A 22764-nucleotide genomic window follows, 5' to 3' on the forward strand; every position below is an offset into this window, starting at 1 on the left:
CCTGAAGCGTACGAGCGAATCTGAAAGATCGCGACACGCTTTAGGCGGCGGCGTGGCTGCGGCGGACGTCGTCGTCGGTCAGGATGCCGCTGGCGCGCAGCAGCGCGGCGAAGCGCCCGTTGCTCTGGCTGAGCTCCTGGAAGCCGCCCGCCTCGACGATCCGGCCATTGTCCATGAAGAGGACGAGGTCGGCTTCCTTCACTGTCGACAGGCGGTGCGCGATGATGAAGGTGGTGCGGTTGCGGCGCAGATTGTCGATTGCCGCCTTCACCCGCGCCTCGGTCTCGACGTCGAGCGCGCTGGTCGCCTCGTCGAGCACCAGGATCGGCGCGTCCTTCAGGATGGCGCGGGCAATCGCGATGCGCTGGCGCTCGCCGCCCGAAAGCCGGTTGCCGCGCTCGCCGACGGTCGTGTCGTAGCCGTCGTTGCGCGTTTCGATGAAATCGGCCGCCGCCGCGGCTTGCGCCGCGCGCATCACCTCTTCCGCCGAGGCGCCCTCGCGGCCGATGCGGATATTGTCGCCGATCGAGCGGTTGAGCAGGCCTGCATCCTGGAAGACGGTGGCGATCGAGCGGCGCAGCGACTTGCGCGTCACGCCGGTGATGTCGATGCCGTCGACGAGGATCTGGCCGGCGCGCGGCTCGTGCACGCGCTGCAGCAGGTTAACGAGCGTCGTCTTGCCGGCGCCAGTCGGGCCGACGATCGCGACCGTCTGGCCGGCCCTGACGCTGAAGGACACGTCGCGCAGGCCCTGGCCGCTCTGGCCGAAATCGAAGCAGACGTCGCGGAACTCGATGTTGCCGCTGACGGCGGGCAACTCCGGCCGGTCGGCCGGCTCGTCGCGTTCCTGCACCGAGTCCTCGAGCACGAAGAACTCCTCCAGCTTGGCGCGGGCCTCGAAGATCTGCGTGGCGAAGGCCTTCATCTGGTCGAGGCGGGCGATCAGCAGATTGGCGAAGCCGATGAAGGCAATCACTTCCCCGACGCCGAGCTCGCCCTTCTGTACCAGATAGGTGCCGATGACGAGGATCGCCATCATCGAGATGGTCGAGGCCATCTTGTTGAGCGCGCTGGCGAGCGCCCACCAGTCGAGCACGGGAAGCTGCGCGGACAGCAGGCGCTGGGTGAAGTCCTTCAGCGCGCGCGTCTCCATCTCGATGCGGTTGTAGCTGTGCAGCACCGAGACGTTGCTGATCGAATCCGACACATGGCCGAAGACGGAATGGTAGTGGTTCTCGACGGAGGCCTGGCCGTCCTTGGTCTTGGCCATCACCGCCTTGCCGATGAGGACGTAGAGGATGCCGAGCACCACCAGCACCAGCGTCAGGCGCACGTCCATGCTGAGCGCGGCCGGGACGAGAAGGACGAGCGCGACGATGGTCGCAAGGTGCTGGCGCATGAATTCGAGCCAGAGGCCGAACAGGGTTTCGCAGGCGCGCAGCAGCGTGTGCAGCACGGTCGACGTGCCACGCCGGCTGTGCCAGGAGAGCGGCATGGTGATGATGCGCCCGAAGGCTTCGGTCAGAAGCGTCGCGCGGCGCGTATGGGCGAGACGGTCGGCCTCGCGTGCGACGAGGACATATGCTATGGTGTTGAAGATGCCGAAGGCGGCCCACATCATCAGGATCGGCGCGACATCCGTCTTTTCGGAGATCGCGCTGATGATGCGACCGAACAGGATGGGCTCGACGATGGTGATCGCCGCCAGGACGACGTTGGCGGCGACCACCAGGCCGACTCTGAATTTCTGGGCGCCGAGATACTGGAGCGCACGCAGGTAGACTTGCAACAGGGACACGGTCTCAACCCCTTCCGGGAACAGGCGGACGGCCGACCGGAGCTCCGGCGGCGGCATGCGGCACGAGTGGTGGGGCGGACGCCCCTTGGACGAGGCCGGGCACGCCGCTTGCGGAACGGTCGGGTCGTGTTTCGATCCCGAACGTCGTTTTCGAGCGACAAATCCCATGCGGGGCTATTTGCATAGCCTGCATTTCGAGTAACCTTGGGCGTGCGCCGGCCAGGCTTTCATGAGGCTCGATTATCGCGATGCAACATGAATGGCCCCTGAACGGTGCGTTCATGGACGCGTTTGTCGTGACGTTGTGTTTTTATGGCTTTTGTATTTCAGGGGTTTTAGGGCATGAACCTGCCGCTTTTGCTGCAATTTCTGGCCATGACGGATGAATTGAGATCGCGCGAGGAGGCCATACCGGAATTCGTCCGCCTGCTGGAGCGCTACGGTTTCGACCATCACGTGGTCGTTCGGCAGCCGAAACCGAACGAGGACGTCCGCCGCCTCCTTCTCTCGGAGCGGGCTCCCAGGGAATGGCTGGACCTCTACATCGCCAAGAAATACATCGCCATCGATCCGACCATGCGCTATCTCGGCCATGCGCAGCGCGGCTTCCGCTGGCGCGAGGCGCTCGCCGCCTTCCGCTCGGATCCGCACCGCCGGCGCATGGAGCGGATGATGGCGGAGGCCCGTCGCCACGGGCTCCTCGACGGCTACATCTTTCCGGTCCATGGCCGTCGCGGCCTGCTCGGCGCCGTCTCGGTCGGCGGCCGGCCGGTCGATCTCTCGCCGGTCGAGATCACGCTTTTCGACGCGATCGCCGAGAAACTCTTCTGGAAACTTCTCGAATGGAGCGACCCTGTCGTCAGGGACGAGCTGGTCTCGCGGGTCGAGGTACAGCTCACGCGCCGTGAAATGGAGGCGTTGAACTACCTCGCCGAAGGCAAGACCTCCAACGAGATCTCGAAGATACTGGAGATCTCCAACCACACAGTCGACTGGTACATGAACGGCATCCAGGAAAAGCTGAAGGCGAGAAACCGGCACCACACCGTCGCGCTCGCCTTCCGTCTCGGGCTGATTTCCTGAAGACGAGGCGGGTCGACGATTCTCCGGCGCGGCCGGTTTCTCAAATTGAACTTCACCCGGCAAGGCGCTAATAGTTTTGTTCGCGGGTGCAGCATTTCCCGTTCCGTCCAGACCTTGAGGAGTCCGACTTGCCCATCTCCAAGATCCTTGTCGCAAACCGTTCCGAGATCGCCATCCGCGTCTTTCGCGCCGCGAACGAACTGGGCCTGAAGACGGTCGCCGTGTGGGCGGAGGAAGACAAGCTGGCGCTGCACCGGTTCAAGGCGGACGAGAGCTACCAGATCGGCCGCGGCCCGCATCTGTCCCGCGATCTCGGGCCGATCGAGAGCTACCTGTCGATCGACGAGATCATCCGCGTCGCCAGGCTTTCGGGCGCCGATGCCATCCATCCCGGCTACGGCCTTCTCTCCGAAAGCCCGGAATTCGTCGACGCCTGCCGCGAGGCCGGCATCATCTTCATCGGCCCGACCGGCGACACGATGCGCCGGCTCGGCAACAAGGTCGCCGCCCGCAACCTCGCCATCGAGATCGGCGTTCCGGTCGTGCCCGCGACCGATCCGCTGCCGGACGATGCGGACGAGATCAGGCGCCTCGCCGACGAGATCGGCTATCCGGTGATGCTCAAGGCCTCCTGGGGCGGCGGCGGGCGCGGCATGCGCGCCATCCGCGACCCGAAGGACCTGATCCGCGAGGTGACCGAAGCCAAGCGCGAGGCGAAGGCCGCCTTCGGCAAGGACGAGGTCTATCTGGAAAAGCTGGTCGAGCGCGCCCGCCATGTTGAAAGCCAGGTGCTCGGCGATACCCATGGCAATGTCGTGCATCTCTACGAACGCGACTGTTCGGTCCAGCGCCGCAACCAGAAGGTCGTCGAGCGCGCGCCGGCGCCGTACCTTACGGAGGCGCAGCGCCAGGAGCTCGCCGGCTATTCGACCCGCATCGCCGCCGCGACAAACTATGTCGGCGCCGGCACGGTCGAGTACCTGATGGACATGGACACCGGCAAGTTCTACTTCATCGAGGTCAATCCGCGCATCCAGGTCGAGCACACGGTCACCGAGGTCGTCACCGGCATCGACATCGTCAAGGCGCAGATCCACATCCTCGACGGCTTTGCCATCGGCACGCCCGAATCCGGCGTGCCGAGGCAGGAGGACATCAGGCTCAACGGCCACGCGCTGCAGTGCCGCATCACCACGGAAGACCCCGAGCAGAACTTCATTCCCGACTATGGCCGCATCACCGGCTACCGCTCCGCCTCGGGCTTCGGCATCCGGCTCGATGGCGGCACCGCCTATCCGGGCGCCGTCATCACCCGCTTCTACGACCCGCTGCTGGTCAAGGTCACCGCCTGGTCGCCGAACCCGCAGGAGACGATCGCGCGCATGGACCGGGCGCTGCGCGAGTTCCGAATCCGCGGCGTGGCGACGAACCTGACCTTCCTCGAGGCGATCATCAGCCATCCGAAGTTCCGCGACAACAGCTATACGACGCGCTTCATCGACACGACGCCGGAACTGTTCCAGCAGGTCAAGCGCCAGGACCGCGCCACCAAGCTGCTGACCTACCTCGCCGACGTCACCGTCAACGGCCATCCGGAGGCGAAGGGCCGGCCGAAGCCCAATGCCGATGCCGCCCTTCCGGTGGTCCCCTTCATCGACGGCGCCATTCCCGACGGCACCAAGCAGAAGCTGGATGAACTCGGTCCGGTGAAGTTTGCGCAATGGCTGCGGGCGCAGACACAGGTGATGCTGACCGACACGACCATGCGCGACGGCCACCAGTCGCTGCTGGCGACGCGCGTGCGCACCTATGACATCGCCCGCATCGCCGGCACCTATGCGCGGGCGCTGCCGAACCTCTTCTCGCTCGAATGCTGGGGCGGCGCCACCTTCGACGTCTCCATGCGTTTCCTGACGGAAGATCCGTGGGAGCGCCTCGCCAAGGTGCGCGAGGACGCGCCGAACCTGTTGCTGCAGATGCTGCTGCGCGGCGCCAACGGCGTCGGCTACAAGAATTATCCCGACAATGTGGTGAAATATTTCGTCCGGCAGGCGGCGAAGGGCGGCATCGACGTCTTCCGCGTCTTCGACTGCCTGAACTGGGTCGACAACATGCGCGTCTCGATGGAGGCGGTCGCCGAGGAGAACCGCATCTGCGAGGCGGCGATCTGCTACACCGGCGACATCCTCAACGCCGCCCGGCCGAAATACGACCTCAAATATTATGCCACGCTCGCCGGCGAGCTCGAAAAGGCCGGCGCGCATATGATCGCGCTCAAGGACATGGCCGGCCTCCTGAAGCCGGCGGCGGCGAAGGTCCTGTTCAAGGCGCTGCGCGAAGCGACCGACCTGCCGATCCACTTCCACACCCACGACACGTCCGGCATCGCGGCGGCGACCGTGCTCGCGGCCGTCGATGCCGGCGTCGACGTGGTCGACGCGGCGATGGACGCCTTTTCCGGCAACACCTCGCAGCCCTGCCTCGGCTCGATCGTCGAGGCGCTGCGCGGTTCCGAGCGCGATCCGGGCCTCGATCCCGAATGGATCCGCCGCATCTCCTTCTACTGGGAAGCGGTGCGCAACCAGTATGCCGCCTTCGAGAGCGACCTCAAGGGCCCGGCCTCGGAAGTCTATCTGCACGAAATGCCCGGCGGCCAGTTCACCAACCTCAAGGAACAGGCCCGCTCGCTCGGGCTGGAGACACGCTGGCACCAGGTCGCCCAGGCCTATGCCGATGCCAACCAGATGTTCGGCGACATCGTCAAGGTGACGCCGTCCTCCAAGGTGGTCGGCGACATGGCGCTGATGATGGTCTCCCAGGACCTGACCGTCGCCGACGTCGAGAATCCGGCGAAGGACATCGCCTTCCCCGACTCCGTCGTCTCGATGCTGAAGGGCGACCTCGGCCAGCCTCCGGGCGGCTGGCCGGAGGCGCTGCAGAAGAAGGCGCTGAAGGGCGACACGCCTTACACCGCCGTGCCCGGTTCGCTGCTGCCGCCGGCCGATCTCGAGGCGGAGCGCAAGGCGATCGAGGACAAGCTGGAGCGCAAGGTCGACGATTTCGAGTTCGCCTCCTACCTGATGTATCCGAAGGTCTTCACCGATTATGCGCTGGCCGCCGACACCTACGGCCCGGTCAGCGTCCTGCCGACGCCCGCCTATTTCTACGGGCTGGGAACCGGCGCCGAACTGCAGCCGGAGATCGAGAAGGGCAAGTCGCTGGTCATCCTCCACCAGGCCAAGAGCGAGCCGGACGAGCAGGCCATGGTCAAGGTCTTCTTCGAGCTCAACGGCCAGCCTCGCCTGATCAAGGTGCCGGACCGCAACCGGGCGGCGACCTCGCAGGTGCGCCGCAAGGCCGATGCGGGCAACGGCGCGCATCTCGGAGCGCCGATGCCGGGCGTCATTTCGACGGTCGCCGTCTCCGCCGGACAGGCCGTCAAGGCCGGCGACGTGCTTCTCTCCATCGAGGCGATGAAGATGGAAACGGCGCTGCATGCCGACAAGGACGGCACGATCGCCGAGGTTCTCGTCAGGGCCGGCGACCAGATCGACACCAAGGACCTGCTCATCGTCTTCGGCTGATCCGCCGCCGGCTCATCTCTGCCGGAATCACGAAAACAGAACGGCCGGGCCATCGCCCGGCCGTTCTGTTTTTACGATCCCGGCAGCTTGACCGCCACGACGAATCGTCTATGCATGTTTGTACCGATTCATACACGTTCGTGCCGATTTGATGACCGATCTTCTCGTCCAGCAGCGCCAGGACCGCATTCGCCAGCAGCTTGAGCTGGAGGGGAGGGTGCTCGCCGCCGACCTCGCCCGGACGTTCCTCGTTTCCGAGGACACGATCCGGCGCGACCTGCGCGACATGGCCGCCGCCGGCCTTTGCCAGCGCGTCTATGGCGGCGCCCTGCCGGCGAACGCGACCGGGGCTCCCTTCGCCGAACGTGTGCTTGCCGATCCGGAGCGCAAGCGCGCGCTTGCCAAGGAGGCCGCAACGCTGATTGCGCCGGGATCGACGCTTTTCATCGATGCCGGGTCGACCAATCTCGCGATCGCCGCGGCCATCCCCGACCATGCCGGCCTCACCGTCGCCACCAACACGCCGCTGATCGCGGCGGCGTTGATGGAAAAGCAGGATGTGCAGATCATTCTCGTCGGCGGCCAGATCAACCGGCGCGTCGGCGCCGCGGTCTGCACCAAGGCACTCGCCGACATCGAGCGCCTCAATCCCGATCTCTGCATCCTCGGCGCCTGCGGCGTCGAGCGCGATGCCGGCATCTCCGCCCATGACTTCGAGGATGCCTCGTTCAAGCGCGCCGTCGCCCTGCGCAGCAGCACCCTGATCGTCGCGGCGACCAACGAGAAATTCGGCCTGCGCGCGCCCTTCGGCGTCGTGCCGCTCGCGCGCTGCCGCCACCTGATCGTCGAGGCGGATGCGCCGGAAGACGAGACCCTTGCGATCGCCGCGCTCGGGGTCGACGTCCGCCGCGCCCGCGCTTCCTGACCATGAACAGAAGACCGGGCCCGCCCGCGGACCCTTGAGGAGAGGAATATCCATGTCGTCCGACACCGTCACGCCGGCACGCCCGGCCACCGGCTACATGCCGCGGGAGCGGCTTGCCGTGTCGCTGCTCTTCCTGATGAACGGCTTCATCGTCGGCAACTGGGCGCCGAAGATTCCCGAATTCAAGGACAGGCTCGGCATCGGCGAGAGCGTGCTCGGCCTGCTGGTGCTCGTCTTCGGCATCGGCTCGCTGGTGATGATGCCGATCGCCGGCGCCGCCATCGCCAGGCTCGGCTCGCGGGTCGTGATGCTGGCAACCGCCGTCCTGCTGACCCCGATGCTGGTTCTGATGACGGCGGTCGACGGCCTCTACCTGGCGGGCGCCGCGATGTTCCTGCTCGGCGGCTTCGTCGGCGCCATGGACGTGGCGATGAACGCCAACGCGGTTGAGGTCGAGAAAAGCATGCGGCGGGCGATCATGTCGTCCTGCCACGCCTATTGGAGCCTCGGCGGCCTGATCGGTGCTGCGATCGGCGGACCGCTGATCGCATCCTTCGGGCTGATGATCCATGCGGTGGCGGTCACGCTCGCAGCCGGCGTCATCGTGGTGATCGCCTGGCCGCTCGTCATTGCCGATGGTCCGCATCCCGATGCCGAGAAGGCCAAGCTCGCCTTGCCGATGACGCCGCTTCCCTGGCTGATCGGCATCATCGCGCTGTTTTCCATGGTGCCCGAAGGAACCGTGCTCGACTGGGGCGCGCTCTACCTGCGCAACGAGCTCGGCGCCAGCGTCGCGACCTCCGGCTTCGGCTTCGCCGCCTTCTCCGCGGCCATGGCGGTGATGCGCTTTGCCGGCGACCATATCCGCGATCGTTTCGGCGCCGTGAAGACGCTCCGGGTCTGCACGGTGATCGCGCTCGTCGGTCTCGTCGTCGCGGGGGCGGCACCCTCGGCCTGGATCGCCATCCTCGGCTTCGCGCTGGCCGGCCTCGGCATTTCCAACATGGTGCCGATCGCGTTTTCCGCCGCCGGAAACATGCCGGGGCTCGCGCCGGGCATCGGCATGTCGGTCGCAACGACGATGGGCTATTCCGGCATCCTCGTCGCCCCCTCGCTGATCGGCTTTGTCGCCGAACACACCGGCTTCGCGCTGGTGTTCATGACGGTGCCGATCCTCTTCCTCGCAGTGCTCCTGCTGTCGCATCACGCCGTGCATGCCGACCGGAGCCATTGAGCCGGCCGGCATCAATTCGCCGCGATCCGGGACCATGCCGTTGACAGCGGCGGCATGATCCGCCACCTGAAGGGGCGGACGCACCGCTCACGGACACGATCGCCATGTCGACCACGTTTGACTTCGAACCGAAACCGCGCCGGATTTCCGTCGGCGTCAGGGTGGGGAGGGTGACCGTCGGCGGCGACGCCCCGGTGGTCGTCCAGTCGATGACCAACACGGACACGGCCGATGTCGATGCGACGGTCGCCCAGGTCGCGGCCCTCCACCGCGCCGGCTCGGAGCTCGTCCGGCTGACGGTCGACCGCGACGAGAGCGCCGCCGCCGTGCCGAGGATCCGCGAGCGCCTCGCCCGGCTCGGCATCGACGTGCCGCTGATCGGCGACTTCCACTATATCGGCCACAAGCTGCTCGCCGACCACCCGGCCTGCGCCGAGGCGCTGGCGAAATACCGCATCAATCCGGGCAATGTCGGCTTCCGCGACAAGAAGGACAAGCAGTTCGCCGAGATCGTCGAGATCGCCATCCGCCACGACAAGCCCGTGCGCATCGGCGTCAACTGGGGCTCGCTCGACCAGGAACTCCTGACCCGGCTGATGGACGAGAACAAGGCGAAGGGCTTTCCGCTGACCGCGCAGGAGGTGATGCGCGAGACGATCGTGCAGTCGGCGCTGCTCTCGGCAGCCCTCGCCGAGGAGATCGGCCTGGGCCGCGACCGGATCATTCTCTCGGCCAAGGTCAGCGGCGTGCAGGACCTGATCGCCGTCTACGCCATGCTCGCCGCCCGCTCCGACCATGCCCTGCATCTCGGGCTGACCGAGGCCGGCATGGGCACGAAGGGCATCGTCGCCTCCTCCGCCTCGCTCGGCATCCTGCTGCAGCAGGGCATCGGCGACACGATCCGCATCTCGCTTACCCCCGAGCCCGGCGGCGACCGTACCCGCGAGGTGCAGGTGGCGCAGGAACTGCTGCAGGTGATGGGCTTCCGCCAGTTCCTGCCGGTCGTCGCCGCCTGTCCGGGCTGCGGCCGCACCACCTCCACCGTCTTCCAGGAACTCGCCCAGACGATCGAGCAGGATCTGCGCGCCAACATGCCGGTCTGGCGGAAGAAATATCCGGGCGTCGAAATGCTGAAGGTCGCGGTGATGGGCTGCATCGTCAACGGTCCCGGGGAGAGCAAGCATGCCGACATCGGCATCTCGCTTCCGGGCACCGGCGAGACCCCGGCTGCGCCCGTCTTCATCGACGGGCAGAAGGCGGTGACGCTGCGCGGAGCCCGGATCGCCGAGGATTTCCAGGCGCTTCTCGCCGACTATATCGAGAAGCGCTTCGGCACGGGGCAGGCCGCCGCCGAATAGCCAGCGAACCACTGCGGATTCCGGCTCACGACGGATCGGGCCCGCCCCACCGGCCGCTCGGCGCGTGGCCCATCCTCGCCCAGCTGAAAATACCTTGAAGCAGGTTTACAGCATTCTTCGACGCCGACGCGATCACGTTTCGGCTGGAAATGCTCTGGCAGGACTGCCGTATCCGAAGCATGTCCGGCGAACGCTGGTTCACCGGACATGCTTCATCTCTCTGTTTCAACGCGGTGTCCGGACGTCACATCCGGCCCGGAGCTGACGGGGGCATGCTCCGAGAGCGCGACCTGCTTCAGAGCCAGAAATGGCCGGCGTTGAAGGTAAGGTTGCCCACGACCGTGATCATCATGTCCGGCGTCGGATCGTTGTTGGTATTGAAGGTCAGGATGGTGATGTTTCCGGCGGTCTGCTGGCGGATCTCGCCGGCCGAGAAGATCCCGTCGGTATCGAAAACGAAGGCCTGGTTGCCGGCGACCGTCTCGTTGGCGTCGATGGCGGAAACGTCGAACCGGTCCCCCGCCGAGAAGTCATTGACCTGGTCCGCATTGCCGATGCCGTAGGGCGACTCTTTCACCGACCGGAACTCGAAGACGTCGTTTCCGCCACCGCCGATCAGCGTGTCCTGGCCGAGGCCGCCGTTCAGGCGGTCGTTGCCGTCGCCCCCCTCGAGCCGGTCGTTTCCGCCCAAGCCGGAGAGCTGGTCGTTGCCGCCGAGCCCCTGCAGCGTGTTGGCGACGCTGTTTCCGGCGATCTCGTTGGCAAGGCTGTTGCCGGTGGCGCGGACCGGCGGCGCGCCGGTGAGGCTGGACGGCGCGTCCGTCAGCGTCAGGTGCTCGACATTGTCGCCGAGCGTGAAATCTATCGAGGAATAGACTCGGTCGATGCCGGCACCGGCGGCCTCGACGAGCGAGTCGCGGAAATTGTCGACATAATAGGTGTCGTTGCCCGCGCCTCCTTCCATCCGGTCGGCGAAGGTGCCGCCGTCGAGGATATCGTTGCCGTCGCCGCCAAAGAGCTGGTCGAGACCGGCGCCGCCGCGCAGGGTGTCGTTGCCGCCAAGGCCGCTCAGGACGTTGTTGCCGTCGTTGCCGGTGATCAGGTTGGCAAGCGCATTGCCCGTGCCGTTGATATGCGGGGCGGCATAGCCTGTCCCCGTCAGCTTCAGGTCCTCGACGTTCTGCCCGAGCGCCCAGTTGATCGCGCTCTCGACCGTGTCTCGTCCCTCGTTCGCCCGCTCAATCACCATGTCGCCGAAAGTGTCGACGATGTAGATGTCGTCGCCGGACCCGCCGAGCATCGTGTCGGCGCCGGTGCCGCCGTCGATATAGTCGTTGCCGCCGAAGGCCTCGACATAGTCGTCGTTCTGGCCGAGGAAGAAGGCGTCGCCATAGCCGCTGCCGAAGGCATAGTCGACATGCTTGGACCCGGCGCTGTTGTCCTGGCCAAAGATGACCTGCCCGCTCGCCGCGAGCGTGTAATTGTGGATGTCGGCATTCCAGGACACGCTTTCGCCGCTCTTCGAATTGCCGGCAAAGAAGTTCAGCCTGTGCAGGCCCTGGCTCAGCACGGCGCTGCCGCTGTAGGAGAAGGTGCCTGCCTTGACGCCGCTCGCCAGCACCTCGCCGTCGAAATCGAGCCCGTAGTAGAAGACCTTCGACATGTAATGCGTGACCGGATCGACATACATCGAGATGGACGCGACGATGTCCGCGCTGAACACGCCGGTCGCGGGATTGAAGGCAAGGTTCTTGATGAGCGTCGCCGTCATGGCAATCCCCCGAAGTGTTTAACGATTTATCCACTATGTTCTAAAACAGCGATACTGCGGCCGGACGGGAAGCGGAAGATGGATTCCCGATCCGGGCCCCTCTTTGCCGAAAGATGGTTACCGGCGGCGGCGCGCAGTCCTGGTGCGTGTCCGTTGAGATCCGGATCGGATGTGGCGTCCGGACCTTGGAGCACGTCCGGCGAATCTCGGTCCACCGAACGTGCCCTCTCCTTTTGTTCGTGCCGCATCGTCCGACGCCGAAGCGATCCCGCTTCGGCCGGACATGCGTCAAGGCCGCCGCAAGCCGCGGTCGCGTCGGGTCAATGGGTGCGGCTTGCGACGAAACGGGCCGCCTCGACGAGGATCGCCGCCCGCGTGCCGTAGGGCGCAAGCAGCGCTTCCGCTTCGCCGACCAGCCGTTCGAGCGCCTGCTCCGCCCAGGCCTGGCCGTGCAGTAAGACCAGCGTGCCCTTGCCGCGCGCGGCGTCTTTCCCGGTCGCCTTGCCCAGCGTCGCGCTGTCGGCGGTGAGATCCAGGAGGTCGTCGGCAAGCTGGAAGGCGAGGCCGAGCGTCTCGCCGAAGCGGCGCAGCCGGAGGCGCTCGGCAGCCTCTGCCCCGGCAAGGATCGCGCCCGCCTCGCAGGCGAAGCGCAGGAGCGCCCCGGTCTTCATCGCCTGAAGCGTGACGATGCCCTCTTCGCCGGGCGGCGCGGTTTCCGCCGCGAGATCGAGCGCCTGGCCGCCGGCCATGCCGCCGACACCGGCGGCGCGGGCGAGCGCCAGGACCAGCGCCGTCTTCTCCGCATCCGGCAGAGGCGTCTCCGGCGCCGCCAGCAGGTCGAAGGCGAAGGTCAGCAGGCTGTCGCCGGCAAGGATCGCCGTCGCCTCGTCGAACTTGACATGGACCGTGGGCTGCCCGCGCCGCAGCGCATCGTCGTCCATCGCCGGAAGGTCGTCATGGACGAGCGAATAGCAATGGACGCATTCGAGCGCCGCGCCGACCCGGAGAGCGGCTTGCCGATCGCCACCAAGCAGCGCCGCCGTCTCCATCACCAGAAAGGGCCGCAGCCGCTTGCCGCCGTTGAGCACGGCATGGCGCATGGCCGCGAGCAGCCGCTCGGGGCGGACCCGCTCGCCCTCGGCCGGCCGGTCGGCGAGACTTGCCGAAAGGCAGGCCTCGACAGCGCGGGCGCTGTCGGCCAGTCTTTGCCGGAAGAGCGTGATCGTGTCGGTCATCGCGGTTGTTTGCCATGGCGGGCCGCCCCAGGCAACGGCAATCGCGCGTTCGGGGGGCGGCCATTCGCAGTCGGGAGGGGCGGGACCGTCTTCAACTTTGCGCCCCGATGCCCTATGAGACGAAAGGCAGCACTGAGGCGGGAGACATTTGGATATCCAACCCGAAACACGCGAACCGGGCACGGAGCCGGCGACGGACACGGCCGGCGGGGAACGACCGGGGCGGAGACCCGGCGTGACCGGCTTCCTGCGCCGGAACCTGCGCCGGATGGTGCTGGCCGCGGTGGCGCTGGTGCTGCTGCCCTACGCGCTGATCCTGCTTTACGCGCCGTCCTTCGTCCACCCGGTCTCGACGCTGATGCTGCGCGACGTCGTGCTGCTGGGCGGCTACGACCGGCGCTGGGTGCCGCTCGACGACATCGCGCCGACGCTGGTGCAGTCGGTGATGATGTCGGAGGACGGCCAGTACTGTTCCCATGGCGGCGTCGACTGGGTGCAGCTTCGCGGCGTCGTCAACGACGCGCTCGACGGCGAATCGACGCGCGGCGCCAGCACGATCGCCATGCAGACATCGAAGAACCTCTTTCTCTGGAACGGACGCTCCTTCCTGCGCAAGGGCATGGAACTGCCGCTGGCGCTCGCCGCCGATCTCGTCTGGAGCAAGCGGCGCACGATGGAGATCTATCTGAACGTGGCGGAATGGGGCCCGGGCATCTTCGGCATCGAGGCCGCGGCCCAGCATCATTTCGGCGTCTCGGCCGCACGGCTCAGCCGCCAGCAGGCCGCCCTTCTCGCCGTCTCCCTGCCCAATCCCTTCACCCGCGTCGCCAGCAAGCCGGGCAGGGGGATGAAGCGGCTCGCCGGTCTGATCGAACGCCGCGCCCGCGCCTCGGGCGAATTCATCACCTGCATCTATGGGTAGGATCAGGCCTTTTCATTGGCCTGCCGCGGGCGCCGTGCCTATCCTCGGATCGTTCCAGCCACCAAGGACGTCTCGATGACCGGCCTCCACCTCTATATAGGCAACAAGAACTATTCCTCCTGGTCGCTTCGCCCCTGGCTCGCGATGACGGCGACCGGCATTCCCTTCACCGAAACGCTCATTCCCTTCGATTTCCCGGCCGGCAATCCGCGTTTCCGGGAGATCTCGCCGACCGGCCGCGTGCCGGTGCTGCATCATGGCGACCTGCGGATCTCGGAATCGCTCGCCATCATCGAATATGTCGCCGAGCTCTACCCCGACGCCGGGCTCTGGCCGGGCGACGCCAAGGCGCGGGCGACCGCGCGCAGCATCTCCACGGAGATGGTGGCGGGTTTTCGCGCGTTGCGCAACGCCTGCCCGATGAACCTGCGCCGGCCGAAGGAAAGGATCGTGCTCTCGGAGAACGTCGATGGCGACGTGGCGCGGATCGGGACGATCTGGCGCGAGGCGCTTGCCGCCTCCGGCGGCCCGTTTCTTTTCGGCGCCTTCGGCGCGGCGGACGCGATGTTCGCGCCGGTCGTCACCCGCTTCGACACCTACCGGCTGGTCGACGATCCGCGCACGCTCGCCTACATGGATGCGGTGATGGATCATCCGGCCTTCCGCCTCTGGCACGACGCGGCGCTGAAGGAACCCTGGATCGTTCCGGAGGACGAGGTCTGAACCCGCACCCTCCACCGTCAGAAATAATCCTGTGAGGGACTGGCCAAGCGGGTGCAACGCATGTATAAGCCGCGCCAAATCCCGATATGAATGTCTGTTTCTGTCGGCCTTGACAGGCCAGAAGCCGGCATGGACCGACAAGTGGAGTTCTAGACCATGGCTGTACCGAAGAGAAAAACGAGCCCGTCGCGCCGCGGCATGCGTCGCTCCGCCGACGCGCTGAAGGCGCCGACCTACATCGAAGACAAGAATTCGGGCGAACTGCGCCGCCCGCACCATATCGACCTGAAGACCGGCATGTATCGCGGCCGCCAGGTGCTGACGCCGAAGGAAAATGCGTAACGCCACGCGCCGTTCTTTCGCCGGAATGCGATGATGCTTTCGAGGGGCCGGATTTTCCGGCCCTTTGCATGTGCGCGCGCACGCGCTGGAAAGAGATCCGATGATTGCCGCCATCCCGCTGCTGCTCGTCCCCTTCGCCCTCTACAACCTGGCGATGACCGGCCTCCTCGGCGCCGGCGGCACTGCGGCGCTCGATGGCGAGATCATGGCGCTGTCGATGCTTTCGGGCGCTACCTGGACGATGAACCTCGGCGATCTCCTGATCGTGGTCGCGCTGGCCCTGCTGTTCGTCGAGATCCTGAAGGCCACGCGCACCAGTTCCAAGACGCTGATGGACCATCTCCTGTCGATGCTGCTCTTCATCGGCTTCCTCGTCGAATTCCTGCTCGTGCCCCAGGCGGCGACGCAGATCTTCTTTATCCTGATGCTCATCGCCTTCATCGACGTCATCGCCGGTTTCTCGATCTCGATGCGCGCGGCCGGTCGCGACGTCTCGATCGGCCTCTGAGCGTCGGGGCCGGACCCGGACGGCCGATCCCTTGAACTGAGGGGGCGCGGCGGCTAAGACGGGCCCGCATTTCACACATTCGCAAAGGGATCGCCCCATGACAGCGCGCACAGTGTTTCTCCTGCCCGGCGACGGGATCGGCCCGGAAGCCATGGCGGAGGTCCGCAAGATCATCGGCTTCCTGAACGCGGAGAAGGGTGCGGGCTTCGTCACCGACGAGGGCCTCGTCGGCGGCAGCGCCTATGACGCCCATGGCGCCGCCATCTCCGAGGGCGACATGGCGAAGGCGATGGCGGCGGATGCCGTCCTGTTCGGCGCCGTCGGCGGGCCGAAATGGGATGCCGTTCCCTATGACGTGCGTCCGGAGGCAGGACTGCTGCGGCTGCGCAAGGATCTCGAACTTTTCGCCAATCTCCGTCCGGCGATCTGCTATCCCGCACTCGCCTCGGCCTCGTCGCTGCGCCCCGAGGTCGTCGAGGGCCTCGACATCCTGATCGTGCGCGAACTGACCGGCGGCGTCTATTTCGGCGAGCCCAAGGAGATCATCGACCTCGGCAACGGCCAGAAGCGCGGCATCGACACCCAGGTCTACGACACCTACGAGATCGAGCGCATCGCCGGCGTCGCCTTCGAGCTGGCGCGCACGCGGCGCAACCAGGTCTGCTCGATGGAGAAGCGCAACGTCATGAAGTCGGGCGTGCTCTGGAACGAGGTGGTGACCGCCACCCACAAGGCGCGCTATCCGGACGTCGAGCTGTCGCACATGCTGGCCGATGCCGGCGGCATGCAGCTCGTGCGCTGGCCGAAGCAGTTCGACGTCATCGTCACCGACAACCTCTTCGGCGACATGCTCTCCGACGTCGCCGCCATGCTGACCGGCTCGCTCGGCATGCTGCCCTCCGCCTCGCTCGGCGCGCCAGAGCCGAAGACCGGCAAGCGCAAGGCGCTTTACGAGCCGGTGCACGGCTCGGCTCCCGACATCGCCGGCAAGGGCATCGCCAACCCGATCGCCATGATCGCCTCTTTCGCCATGTGCCTGCGCTATTCCTTCAGCATGATCGCGGAGGCCGACGCGCTGGAAAAGGCGATCTCCGCCGTACTCGACAGCGGCATCCGCACCGCCGACATCATGGCCGACGGCGCCCGCCAGGTCGGCACCACCGAGATGGGCGACGCGATCCTCGCCGAGTTCAAGGCGCTTTCGGCCTGAGGCGAGACCGATGACGACAAACCCCGGAGGCTACAGGGCCTTCCGGGGTTCTTTTGTCGCAGCGCCTTGAAAAGAGCGCGCCGCTCGACACATGCACGGACATCGCCCGGCGAGACCGCCGGCCTCTTCCACCGCAAGGGATCCGATGCACCGACCGCTCTCCTCATCCGCCTGGCTGCTGCTTGCGACCGTGCTGCTGGTCGCCGCGCTCGTGCCCTTCGATGCGACCCTGTCGCAGCGGGCCCAGGCGCTGCCGCCCTCGATCGTCGCCTTCAACGCCGGCATCACCGATTTCGGCACCTTCGCCTGGATGATCTACGGTTCCGGCACGCTGGTGATCGTCGGCTACATCGCGACGCGCGTCGCGCTCGGCGACACGCTGGCGCAGAAGCTGCGCACCGCCCGCCGCCTCTCCCTCTACTTCTTCGTCACGATCGGCAGCGCCAGCGCCATCGTGCACCTGCTGAAGTTCCTGATCGGCCGGGCACGGCCCGAACTCTTCGCCGACTACGGCGCCTACAGCCTCACCCCCTTTGCCGGCGGCTGGCTGTTCGAAAGTTTCCCCTCGGGTCACTCGACGGCCGTCGGCGCCTTTTTCGGCGCCTTCTCCATGCTGGCGCCGCGGCTGCGCATCCTGTTCGCGCTCGGAGCGCTGACGATCGGCGTCACCCGCGTCGTCGTCGGCGCCCACTATCCAAGCGACGTCGCCGCCGGGCTTCTGCTCGGCCTCTGGACGGCGGTGATGACCGCCTTCGTCTTCGCCGGCCGCAACTGGCTCTTCCGCCTCGATGCGTCCGGCTGGCCGCGGCCGAAGAGGGCGAGCCAGGCGGAGCCGCCGGCCGCCTGACGAAAGCTTGAGAAAACAACCCTCCAGAACGACAAGGGGCCGGACGCATGCGTCCGGCCCCTTGTCTCTCGTCTGTGTCTCTCGCCTGTCGTGCGACGCGGTGGCTCAGGTCATCGCGTCGATGTCGCGATCCTTCGTTTCCGGAAGGAAGAGGAGGCCGATCACCAGCGTCAGCCCGGCGAAGACGATCGGATACCAGAGGCCGTAATAGATGTCGCCCTGGGCCGCGCTCATCGCGAAGGCGGTCGCCGGCAGCAGGCCGCCGAACCAGCCATTGCCGATGTGGTAGGGGAGCGACATGCCGGTGTAGCGGATGCGCGTCGGGAAGAGCTCGACGAGCAGCGCGGCGATCGGCCCGTAGACCATGGTCACGTAGATGACGAGCACGGTCAGGACCGCGATCGTGATGATCCAGTTCACCCGCGCCGGATCGGCGACCATCGCGAACGTGCCGGCATTCGGCACGCTGTAGACGGCCATGTCGCTGACGCCGGCCGCTTCGTCGGCGGTCAGCAGCTTGGCGGCGACGAGCTGTTCGGCCGTCTGGGTCTCCGAGGTACCGGCGCGGATCGCCGCCGGGTCGAGCGACAGTTCGGGATTGGCGGCGACGAAGCCGTCGAGCTTGGCATCCGGCACCTTGGCGGTGCCGCGCACCAGCGGATAGCCGCTTGCCTGCAGCGCCATGTTGATCTGCTTCTCGAAGGCAGAGCCCATGGCCTTCGCCTGGTCGCCGGCGGCGATCGCGTCATAGCTCGTCACCGTCGCGTCGCCGATCTTGACCGTCGCCGGCTGGCCGGCCGGGCCGGGCACGACGTCGTAGGGAACGGAGTTGCGGGTGAGGAAGGCGGTGGCGATGTCGCAGGACGTGGTGAACTTCGCCGTGCCGGTCGGGTTGAACTGGAACTTGCAGTCCCCCGGCGCCGCGGTGACGGTGGCGCGGATCGTCGCCTGCGCTTCGGCGAGCGCCGGGTTCGCCGCGTGGGTCATCGCCTTGAACAGCGGGAAGTAGGTCATCATGGCGAGCAGCAGCCCGGCCATGATGATCGGCTTGCGGCCGATCCTGTCGGACAGCCAGCCGAAGAAGACGAAGAAGCCGGTGCCGAGCACGAGGGAGGCCGCGACCATGAGGTTGGCCGACTGGCCGTCCACCTTCAGGATGTTCTGCAGGAAGAACAGCGCATAGAACTGGCCGGAATACCAGACGACGGCCTGGCCGACGACGGCGCCGAACAGCGCGAGCAGCGCCACCTTGGCGTTCTTCCACTGGCCGAAGGCCTCGGTCAGCGGTGCCTTGGAGCCCTTGCCCTCTTCCTTCATCTTCTTGAAGGCGGGCGATTCGTTCATCTTCAGGCGGATCCAGACGGAAATGCCGAGGAGAACGCAGGAGAGCAGGAAGGGAACGCGCCAGCCCCAGGCGGCGAAGGCTTCCTTGCCGACGGCGACCTGCACCAGCAGGATGACGAGCAGGGAGAGCAGCAGCCCCGCCGTCGCGGTCGTCTGGATCCACGAGGTGAAGAAGCCGCGCCGGCCGCGCGGCGCATGCTCGGCGACATAGGTCGCGGCACCGCCATATTCGCCGCCGAGCGCCAGGCCCTGCAGCATGCGCAGCACGATCAGGATGATCGGCGCGGCGATGCCGATCGTCGATGCGTCCGGCAGGATGCCGACGAGGAAGGTCGACACGCCCATGATCAGGATGGTGACGAGGAAGGTGTATTTGCGGCCGACGAGGTCGCCGAGGCGGCCGAAGACCAGCGCGCCGAAGGGGCGGACGAGGAAGCCGGCGGCAAAGGCAAGCAGCGCGAAGATGTTGCGCGTCGTCTCCGGATACTGGCTGAAGAAGGCGGCGCCGATATAGATCGCCAGCGAGCCGTAAAGGTAGAAGTCGTACCACTCGAAGATCGTCCCGAGCGAAGACGCAACGATAACCTTGCGCTCCTCGCCGGTCATGCCGCGGGTCTTGCCCGTGGCGGCCGTCGTCACATGTGCCATTCAGATATCCTCCACTCCAGAAAGGCAGCCACCCCCGTCCCGCGATGCGGCGATCCTCCGTGACCGGCGACCGGGACGGGCCCTGCGACAAAATGGCAGAAATGCAGAGCCGCAGGCAGCGATGCTTTCGGCTTATGACTTTAGTCGAAGGCGGGCGGGCGCAGGAAAGCCCGTCAATCCCGGCCTTGACTTTTCAACAGAAGAGAGTAACTGCGACCCGTCTCAGGAAACGGAATCATGCGTCGGGCACATTCTTCTGCAATCGGTCATCGCGCCGCCTCACGGCGGATCGACGGCCCGTGCGCCGAAAACCGCCCCGGCATGAAAGCGGCCAAAACGACGACGAAAACCGTCTGACGTCTCCGGCCCGCCGCTCTCTCCCCGGCATGGCCGGGGATGCGAAGCCACGGTCACGCCGTCGCTTCCCCCGAACAGCCCGCGGAGAGAAAGACAGGTCCAAGGAGAGAGACTGACATGGGTTTCAAGATTGCCGTAGCCGGCGCCACCGGAAATGTGGGCCGCGAGATGCTGACCATCCTGTCCGAGCGCGGTTTTCCCGCAGACGAGGTCGTGGCGCTCGCCTCGGCGCGCTCGCAGGGGACGGAGGTCTCCTTCGGCGACCGGACGCTGAAGGTGAAGAACCTCGAGAACTATGATTTTTCCGACACGGACATCTGCCTGATGTCGGCCGGCGGCGCGGTGTCGCAGAAGTGGTCGCCGAAGATCGGCGCGCAGGGCTGCGTCGTGATCGACAATTCCTCCGCCTGGCGCTACGACCAGGACGTGCCGCTGATCGTCCCGGAGGTCAATCCGGATGCGATTACGGGCTTTACCCGGAAGAACATCATCGCCAATCCGAACTGCTCGACGGCCCAGCTCGTCGTCGCGTTGAAGCCGCTGCATGACTTCGCGAAGATCAAGCGCGTCGTCGTCTCGACCTACCAGTCGGTCTCCGGCGCCGGCAAGGAAGGCATGGACGAGCTCTTCAACCAGACCCGCGCCGTCTTCGTCGCCGATCCGATCGAATCGACGAAGTTCACCAAGCGTATCGCCTTCAACGTCATCCCCCATATCGACGTCTTCATGGAGGACGGCTACACCAAGGAGGAATGGAAGGTGCTGGCCGAGACGAAGAAGATGCTCGACCCGAAGATCAAGGTGACCTGCACCGCGGTGCGCGTGCCCGTCTTCATCGGCCATTCGGAATCGGTCAACATCGAGTTCGAGAACGAGATCACTGCCGACCAGGCGCGCGACATCCTGCGCGAGGCGCCGGGCTGCCAGGTGATCGACAAGCGCGAGAACGGCGGCTACGTCACCCCTTATGAAAGCGCCGGCGAGGACGCCACCTACATCTCGCGCATCCGCGAGGATGCCACCGTCGAGAACGGGCTGAACATGTGGGTCGTTTCCGACAACCTGCGCAAGGGCGCGGCACTGAACGCGGTGCAGATCGCCGAGCTTCTCGTCGCCCGCGGCCTGATCAAGGCCAAGAAGCAGGCCGCCTGAACCCTTGACACCCGTCAACGACCCGCGCGGCGACCGCCGCGCGGGTCCTTCCATGCTTGTGCGACGCTGGATTCACGTGAAACATCGCGCCGCGCTCGCGCGAACGTGCGGTGACAGGCCCGGCGAACACTGGCATCCTGCCGCGAAATTTCGATGAATCGTCAGACCGATGGGGTAATTGATGCAAATGAGGAAATGGTTCTCCCGCGCCGCGCTCGCAGTCGCCGGCCTGCTGATCGCCGCGCCCGCGCATGCGGCGGCCTGCGGCAACACCGCCGCCGGCTTCGACGCCTGGGTCGCCAATTTCCGCCAGGAAGCCGCCTCGAACGGCATTTCCCGTGGGACGATCGACAAGGCGCTCGGCAATGTCAGCTACAACAAGGCGACGATCCGCGCCGACCGCGGGCAGAAGAGCTTCAAGCTGTCGCTGTCGTCCTTCATGGAGAAGCGCGGCGCCAAGGCGATCATTTCCCGCGGCAAGAAGCTGAAAGGCCAGAATGCGGCGCTCTTCGCCGGCATCGAGCGGCGCTATGGCGTGCCGGCCGGCCCGCTGCTGGCGATCTGGGGCATGGAAACCGGCTTCGGCAATTTCCTCGGCAAGGAGCACACGCTCTCCGCGGTGACGACGCTCGCCTATGACTGCCGCCGCTCCGACTATTTCACCAACCAGCTCTATGCGGCCCTGAAGCTGGTCGAGCGCGGCGATCTCAGCCCCTCGGCCCGCGGTGCCGCCCATGGCGAGATCGGCCAGACGCAGTTCCTGCCGGCGAACGTGCTGAAATACGGCGTCGACGGCGACGGCGACGGCCATGTCGACATGGTCCGCTCGACTGCCGACGCGCTCGCCTCGACCGCGAATTTCCTGCGCGGCCATGGCTGGCGCGCCGGTGCCGGCTACCAGCCGGGGCAGGGGAACTTCGGTGCCATCCAGGGCTGGAACGCCGCCAGCGTCTACCAGCAGGCGATCGCCATCATCGGCGCGGAGATCGACGGCGGCTGAGCCGCCGACATAAAAAAAGCGTGCCGCAGCGGACGGCGGCACGCCTGGCTGGAGGACCTGCCGGCGGATCACATGCCCGGACGGGTGAAATCGCCGGTCTTCGTGTCCATCACCCACAATTCACCGGTCGAGATATCGAACCAGGCGCCGTGGAGCTGGAGCTTGCCCCGGCTTTCGAGGATCTGCACGCAGGGAAAGGTCCTCAGATTGGCGATCGAGTTGCGGATCGAGATCCGCTCGAGCGCCCGCTGGCGTTCCCCCGGCGTCATCACCCCGTTCGTCAATTTGAGCTGCTCGGCCGCCGGCTTCAGCAGGCCCATCCACTTGCCGATGAAGTCGCCCGGCGACAGCGGCTCGGCCTGCGGATCGAGCGCCGCCTGGATGCCGCCGCAGCGGCCGTGGCCCATCACCACGATATCCGTCACCTTCAGCGACTGCACCGCGAATTCGAGCGCCGCCGAGGTCGAGTGGTACTGGCCGTCCGGCTCGAAGGGCGGGACCATGTTGGCGACATTGCGCACGACGAAGAGCTCGCCCGGTCCGGCATCGAAGATCGTCTCGGGGGCGGCGCGCGAGTCGCAACAGGCGACGACCAGCGTCTTCGGCTTCTGGCCCGTCTCGGCGAGCGAGCGGTAGCGCTGGTGCTGCTCGGTGAAGCGTCCATCCATGAAATTGCGATAGCCCTTGAGCAGGCCTTCGGGAAACTGCTGCATCGGTGACCCC

The 22764-nt window shown here is 66.3% G+C and carries 18 protein-coding genes; 13 read left to right on the forward strand and 5 right to left on the reverse strand.

The genetic code is table 11. The annotated features are described in order from the left end of the window. Nucleotides 1-40 precede the first annotated feature (40 nt). Complete coding sequence (locus tag ACEVQ6_RS17685) at nucleotides 41-1798, reverse strand: glucan ABC transporter ATP-binding protein/ permease (protein WP_374890361.1); 1758 nt, start codon at nucleotides 1796-1798, stop codon at nucleotides 41-43. Nucleotides 1799-2140: 342 nt separating this feature from the next. Here ACEVQ6_RS17685 and ACEVQ6_RS17690 point away from each other — a divergent pair, with 342 nt between their 5' ends. From ACEVQ6_RS17690 to ispG, 5 genes are all read left to right on the forward strand, one after another. Further along, on the forward strand, nucleotides 2141-2881 hold the full coding sequence (locus tag ACEVQ6_RS17690; protein WP_374890362.1) for a helix-turn-helix transcriptional regulator: 741 nt from the start codon (nucleotides 2141-2143) through the stop codon (nucleotides 2879-2881). 128 nt (nucleotides 2882-3009) lie between these two features. Beyond that, a complete protein-coding gene (gene pyc / locus ACEVQ6_RS17695; RefSeq protein WP_374890363.1) occupies nucleotides 3010-6465 on the forward strand; it encodes a pyruvate carboxylase in 3456 nt (1151 codons plus the stop codon). 151 nt (nucleotides 6466-6616) lie between these two features. Then, nucleotides 6617-7390 (forward strand): DeoR/GlpR family DNA-binding transcription regulator, encoded by a 774-nt coding sequence (locus ACEVQ6_RS17700; protein ID WP_374890364.1) that lies wholly within the window; start codon nucleotides 6617-6619, stop codon nucleotides 7388-7390. 46 nt (nucleotides 7391-7436) lie between these two features. Further along, nucleotides 7437-8624, forward strand: coding sequence for an MFS transporter (locus tag ACEVQ6_RS17705; RefSeq protein ID WP_374890465.1), 1188 nt, complete (start codon nucleotides 7437-7439; stop codon nucleotides 8622-8624). 104 nt (nucleotides 8625-8728) lie between these two features. Beyond that, nucleotides 8729-9982 (forward strand): flavodoxin-dependent (E)-4-hydroxy-3-methylbut-2-enyl-diphosphate synthase, encoded by a 1254-nt coding sequence (gene ispG / locus ACEVQ6_RS17710; RefSeq protein ID WP_374890365.1) that lies wholly within the window; start codon nucleotides 8729-8731, stop codon nucleotides 9980-9982. 295 nt (nucleotides 9983-10277) lie between these two features. On the opposite strand, the gene ACEVQ6_RS17715 is transcribed toward ispG, so the two are convergent. Beyond that, nucleotides 10278-11753, reverse strand: coding sequence for a calcium-binding protein (locus ACEVQ6_RS17715; RefSeq protein WP_374890366.1), 1476 nt, complete (start codon nucleotides 11751-11753; stop codon nucleotides 10278-10280). A 320-nt stretch (nucleotides 11754-12073) separates the two neighbouring features. Further along, nucleotides 12074-12988: a polyprenyl synthetase family protein gene (locus ACEVQ6_RS17720; RefSeq protein ID WP_374890367.1), complete on the reverse strand. Its 915-nt coding sequence runs from the start codon at nucleotides 12986-12988 to the stop codon at nucleotides 12074-12076. Between the two features lie 268 nt (nucleotides 12989-13256). Between ACEVQ6_RS17720 and mtgA the strand changes: the two genes are divergently transcribed. The 6 genes from mtgA to ACEVQ6_RS17750 all read left to right on the forward strand — a co-directional run bounded on the left by mtgA (nucleotide 13257) and on the right by ACEVQ6_RS17750 (nucleotide 17540). Continuing rightward, a complete protein-coding gene (mtgA, locus tag ACEVQ6_RS17725) occupies nucleotides 13257-13910 on the forward strand; it encodes a monofunctional biosynthetic peptidoglycan transglycosylase (RefSeq protein ID WP_374890466.1) in 654 nt (217 codons plus the stop codon). Nucleotides 13911-13985: 75 nt separating this feature from the next. Further along, entirely contained in the window at nucleotides 13986-14633 is a 648-nt protein-coding gene (locus tag ACEVQ6_RS17730; RefSeq protein ID WP_374890368.1) for a glutathione S-transferase family protein, read from the forward strand. A 156-nt stretch (nucleotides 14634-14789) separates the two neighbouring features. Further along, the gene (gene rpmF, locus ACEVQ6_RS17735; protein ID WP_374890369.1) at nucleotides 14790-14975 is read left to right on the forward strand and encodes a 50S ribosomal protein L32; all 186 of its coding nucleotides are present in this window, start codon (nucleotides 14790-14792) and stop codon (nucleotides 14973-14975) included. A 100-nt stretch (nucleotides 14976-15075) separates the two neighbouring features. Further along, entirely contained in the window at nucleotides 15076-15483 is a 408-nt protein-coding gene (locus ACEVQ6_RS17740; protein WP_374890370.1) for a hypothetical protein, read from the forward strand. A gap of 97 nt (nucleotides 15484-15580) precedes the next feature. Continuing rightward, nucleotides 15581-16693, forward strand: coding sequence for a 3-isopropylmalate dehydrogenase (leuB, locus tag ACEVQ6_RS17745; protein WP_374890371.1), 1113 nt, complete (start codon nucleotides 15581-15583; stop codon nucleotides 16691-16693). Between the two features lie 145 nt (nucleotides 16694-16838). Continuing rightward, nucleotides 16839-17540, forward strand: coding sequence for a phosphatase PAP2 family protein (locus tag ACEVQ6_RS17750; protein ID WP_374890372.1), 702 nt, complete (start codon nucleotides 16839-16841; stop codon nucleotides 17538-17540). 105 nt (nucleotides 17541-17645) lie between these two features. Here the strand turns inward: ACEVQ6_RS17750 and ACEVQ6_RS17755 are convergent, their stop codons facing one another. Then, nucleotides 17646-19532 (reverse strand): MFS transporter, encoded by a 1887-nt coding sequence (locus ACEVQ6_RS17755; RefSeq protein WP_374890373.1) that lies wholly within the window; start codon nucleotides 19530-19532, stop codon nucleotides 17646-17648. A 474-nt stretch (nucleotides 19533-20006) separates the two neighbouring features. On the opposite strand from ACEVQ6_RS17755, the gene ACEVQ6_RS17760 reads away from it, so the two are divergent. Together ACEVQ6_RS17760 and ACEVQ6_RS17765 are read left to right on the forward strand one after the other, a co-directional pair. Beyond that, nucleotides 20007-21041 carry an aspartate-semialdehyde dehydrogenase gene (locus ACEVQ6_RS17760; RefSeq protein WP_374890374.1) on the forward strand — a complete coding sequence of 345 codons (1035 nt, stop codon included), beginning with the start codon at nucleotides 20007-20009 and terminating at the stop codon, nucleotides 21039-21041. Nucleotides 21042-21228: 187 nt separating this feature from the next. Beyond that, nucleotides 21229-22041 carry a lytic murein transglycosylase gene (locus ACEVQ6_RS17765; protein ID WP_374890375.1) on the forward strand — a complete coding sequence of 271 codons (813 nt, stop codon included), beginning with the start codon at nucleotides 21229-21231 and terminating at the stop codon, nucleotides 22039-22041. A gap of 68 nt (nucleotides 22042-22109) precedes the next feature. Here ACEVQ6_RS17765 and ACEVQ6_RS17770 read toward each other — a convergent pair whose 3' ends face one another. Next, entirely contained in the window at nucleotides 22110-22754 is a 645-nt protein-coding gene (locus ACEVQ6_RS17770) for a carbonic anhydrase (protein WP_374890376.1), read from the reverse strand. Between the last annotated feature and the right edge of the window lie 10 nt (nucleotides 22755-22764).

This window comes from Ensifer soli, from assembly GCF_041928815.1.
GTDB lineage: Bacteria > Pseudomonadota > Alphaproteobacteria > Rhizobiales > Rhizobiaceae > JBHFEI01.

What these genes read in the sequence shown, in the direction of transcription:
- ACEVQ6_RS17690 (WP_374890362.1), top strand. Translation starts at nt 2,141, where the DNA reads ATGAACCTGCCGCTTTTGCTGCAATTTCTGGCCATGACGGATGAATTG.
- ACEVQ6_RS17700 (WP_374890364.1), top strand. Translation starts at nt 6,617, where the DNA reads ATGACCGATCTTCTCGTCCAGCAGCGCCAGGACCGCATTCGCCAGCAG.
- ispG (WP_374890365.1), top strand. Translation starts at nt 8,729, where the DNA reads ATGTCGACCACGTTTGACTTCGAACCGAAACCGCGCCGGATTTCCGTC.
- ACEVQ6_RS17715 (WP_374890366.1), bottom strand. Translation starts at nt 11,753, where the DNA reads ATGACGGCGACGCTCATCAAGAACCTTGCCTTCAATCCCGCGACCGGC.
- ACEVQ6_RS17720 (WP_374890367.1), bottom strand. Translation starts at nt 12,988, where the DNA reads ATGACCGACACGATCACGCTCTTCCGGCAAAGACTGGCCGACAGCGCC.
- mtgA (WP_374890466.1), top strand. Translation starts at nt 13,257, where the DNA reads ATGGTGCTGGCCGCGGTGGCGCTGGTGCTGCTGCCCTACGCGCTGATC.
- ACEVQ6_RS17730 (WP_374890368.1), top strand. Translation starts at nt 13,986, where the DNA reads ATGACCGGCCTCCACCTCTATATAGGCAACAAGAACTATTCCTCCTGG.
- rpmF (WP_374890369.1), top strand. Translation starts at nt 14,790, where the DNA reads ATGGCTGTACCGAAGAGAAAAACGAGCCCGTCGCGCCGCGGCATGCGT.
- ACEVQ6_RS17740 (WP_374890370.1), top strand. Translation starts at nt 15,076, where the DNA reads ATGATTGCCGCCATCCCGCTGCTGCTCGTCCCCTTCGCCCTCTACAAC.
- leuB (WP_374890371.1), top strand. Translation starts at nt 15,581, where the DNA reads ATGACAGCGCGCACAGTGTTTCTCCTGCCCGGCGACGGGATCGGCCCG.
- ACEVQ6_RS17750 (WP_374890372.1), top strand. Translation starts at nt 16,839, where the DNA reads ATGCACCGACCGCTCTCCTCATCCGCCTGGCTGCTGCTTGCGACCGTG.
- ACEVQ6_RS17755 (WP_374890373.1), bottom strand. Translation starts at nt 19,532, where the DNA reads ATGGCACATGTGACGACGGCCGCCACGGGCAAGACCCGCGGCATGACC.
- ACEVQ6_RS17760 (WP_374890374.1), top strand. Translation starts at nt 20,007, where the DNA reads ATGGGTTTCAAGATTGCCGTAGCCGGCGCCACCGGAAATGTGGGCCGC.
- ACEVQ6_RS17765 (WP_374890375.1), top strand. Translation starts at nt 21,229, where the DNA reads ATGAGGAAATGGTTCTCCCGCGCCGCGCTCGCAGTCGCCGGCCTGCTG.
- ACEVQ6_RS17770 (WP_374890376.1), bottom strand. Translation starts at nt 22,754, where the DNA reads ATGCAGCAGTTTCCCGAAGGCCTGCTCAAGGGCTATCGCAATTTCATG.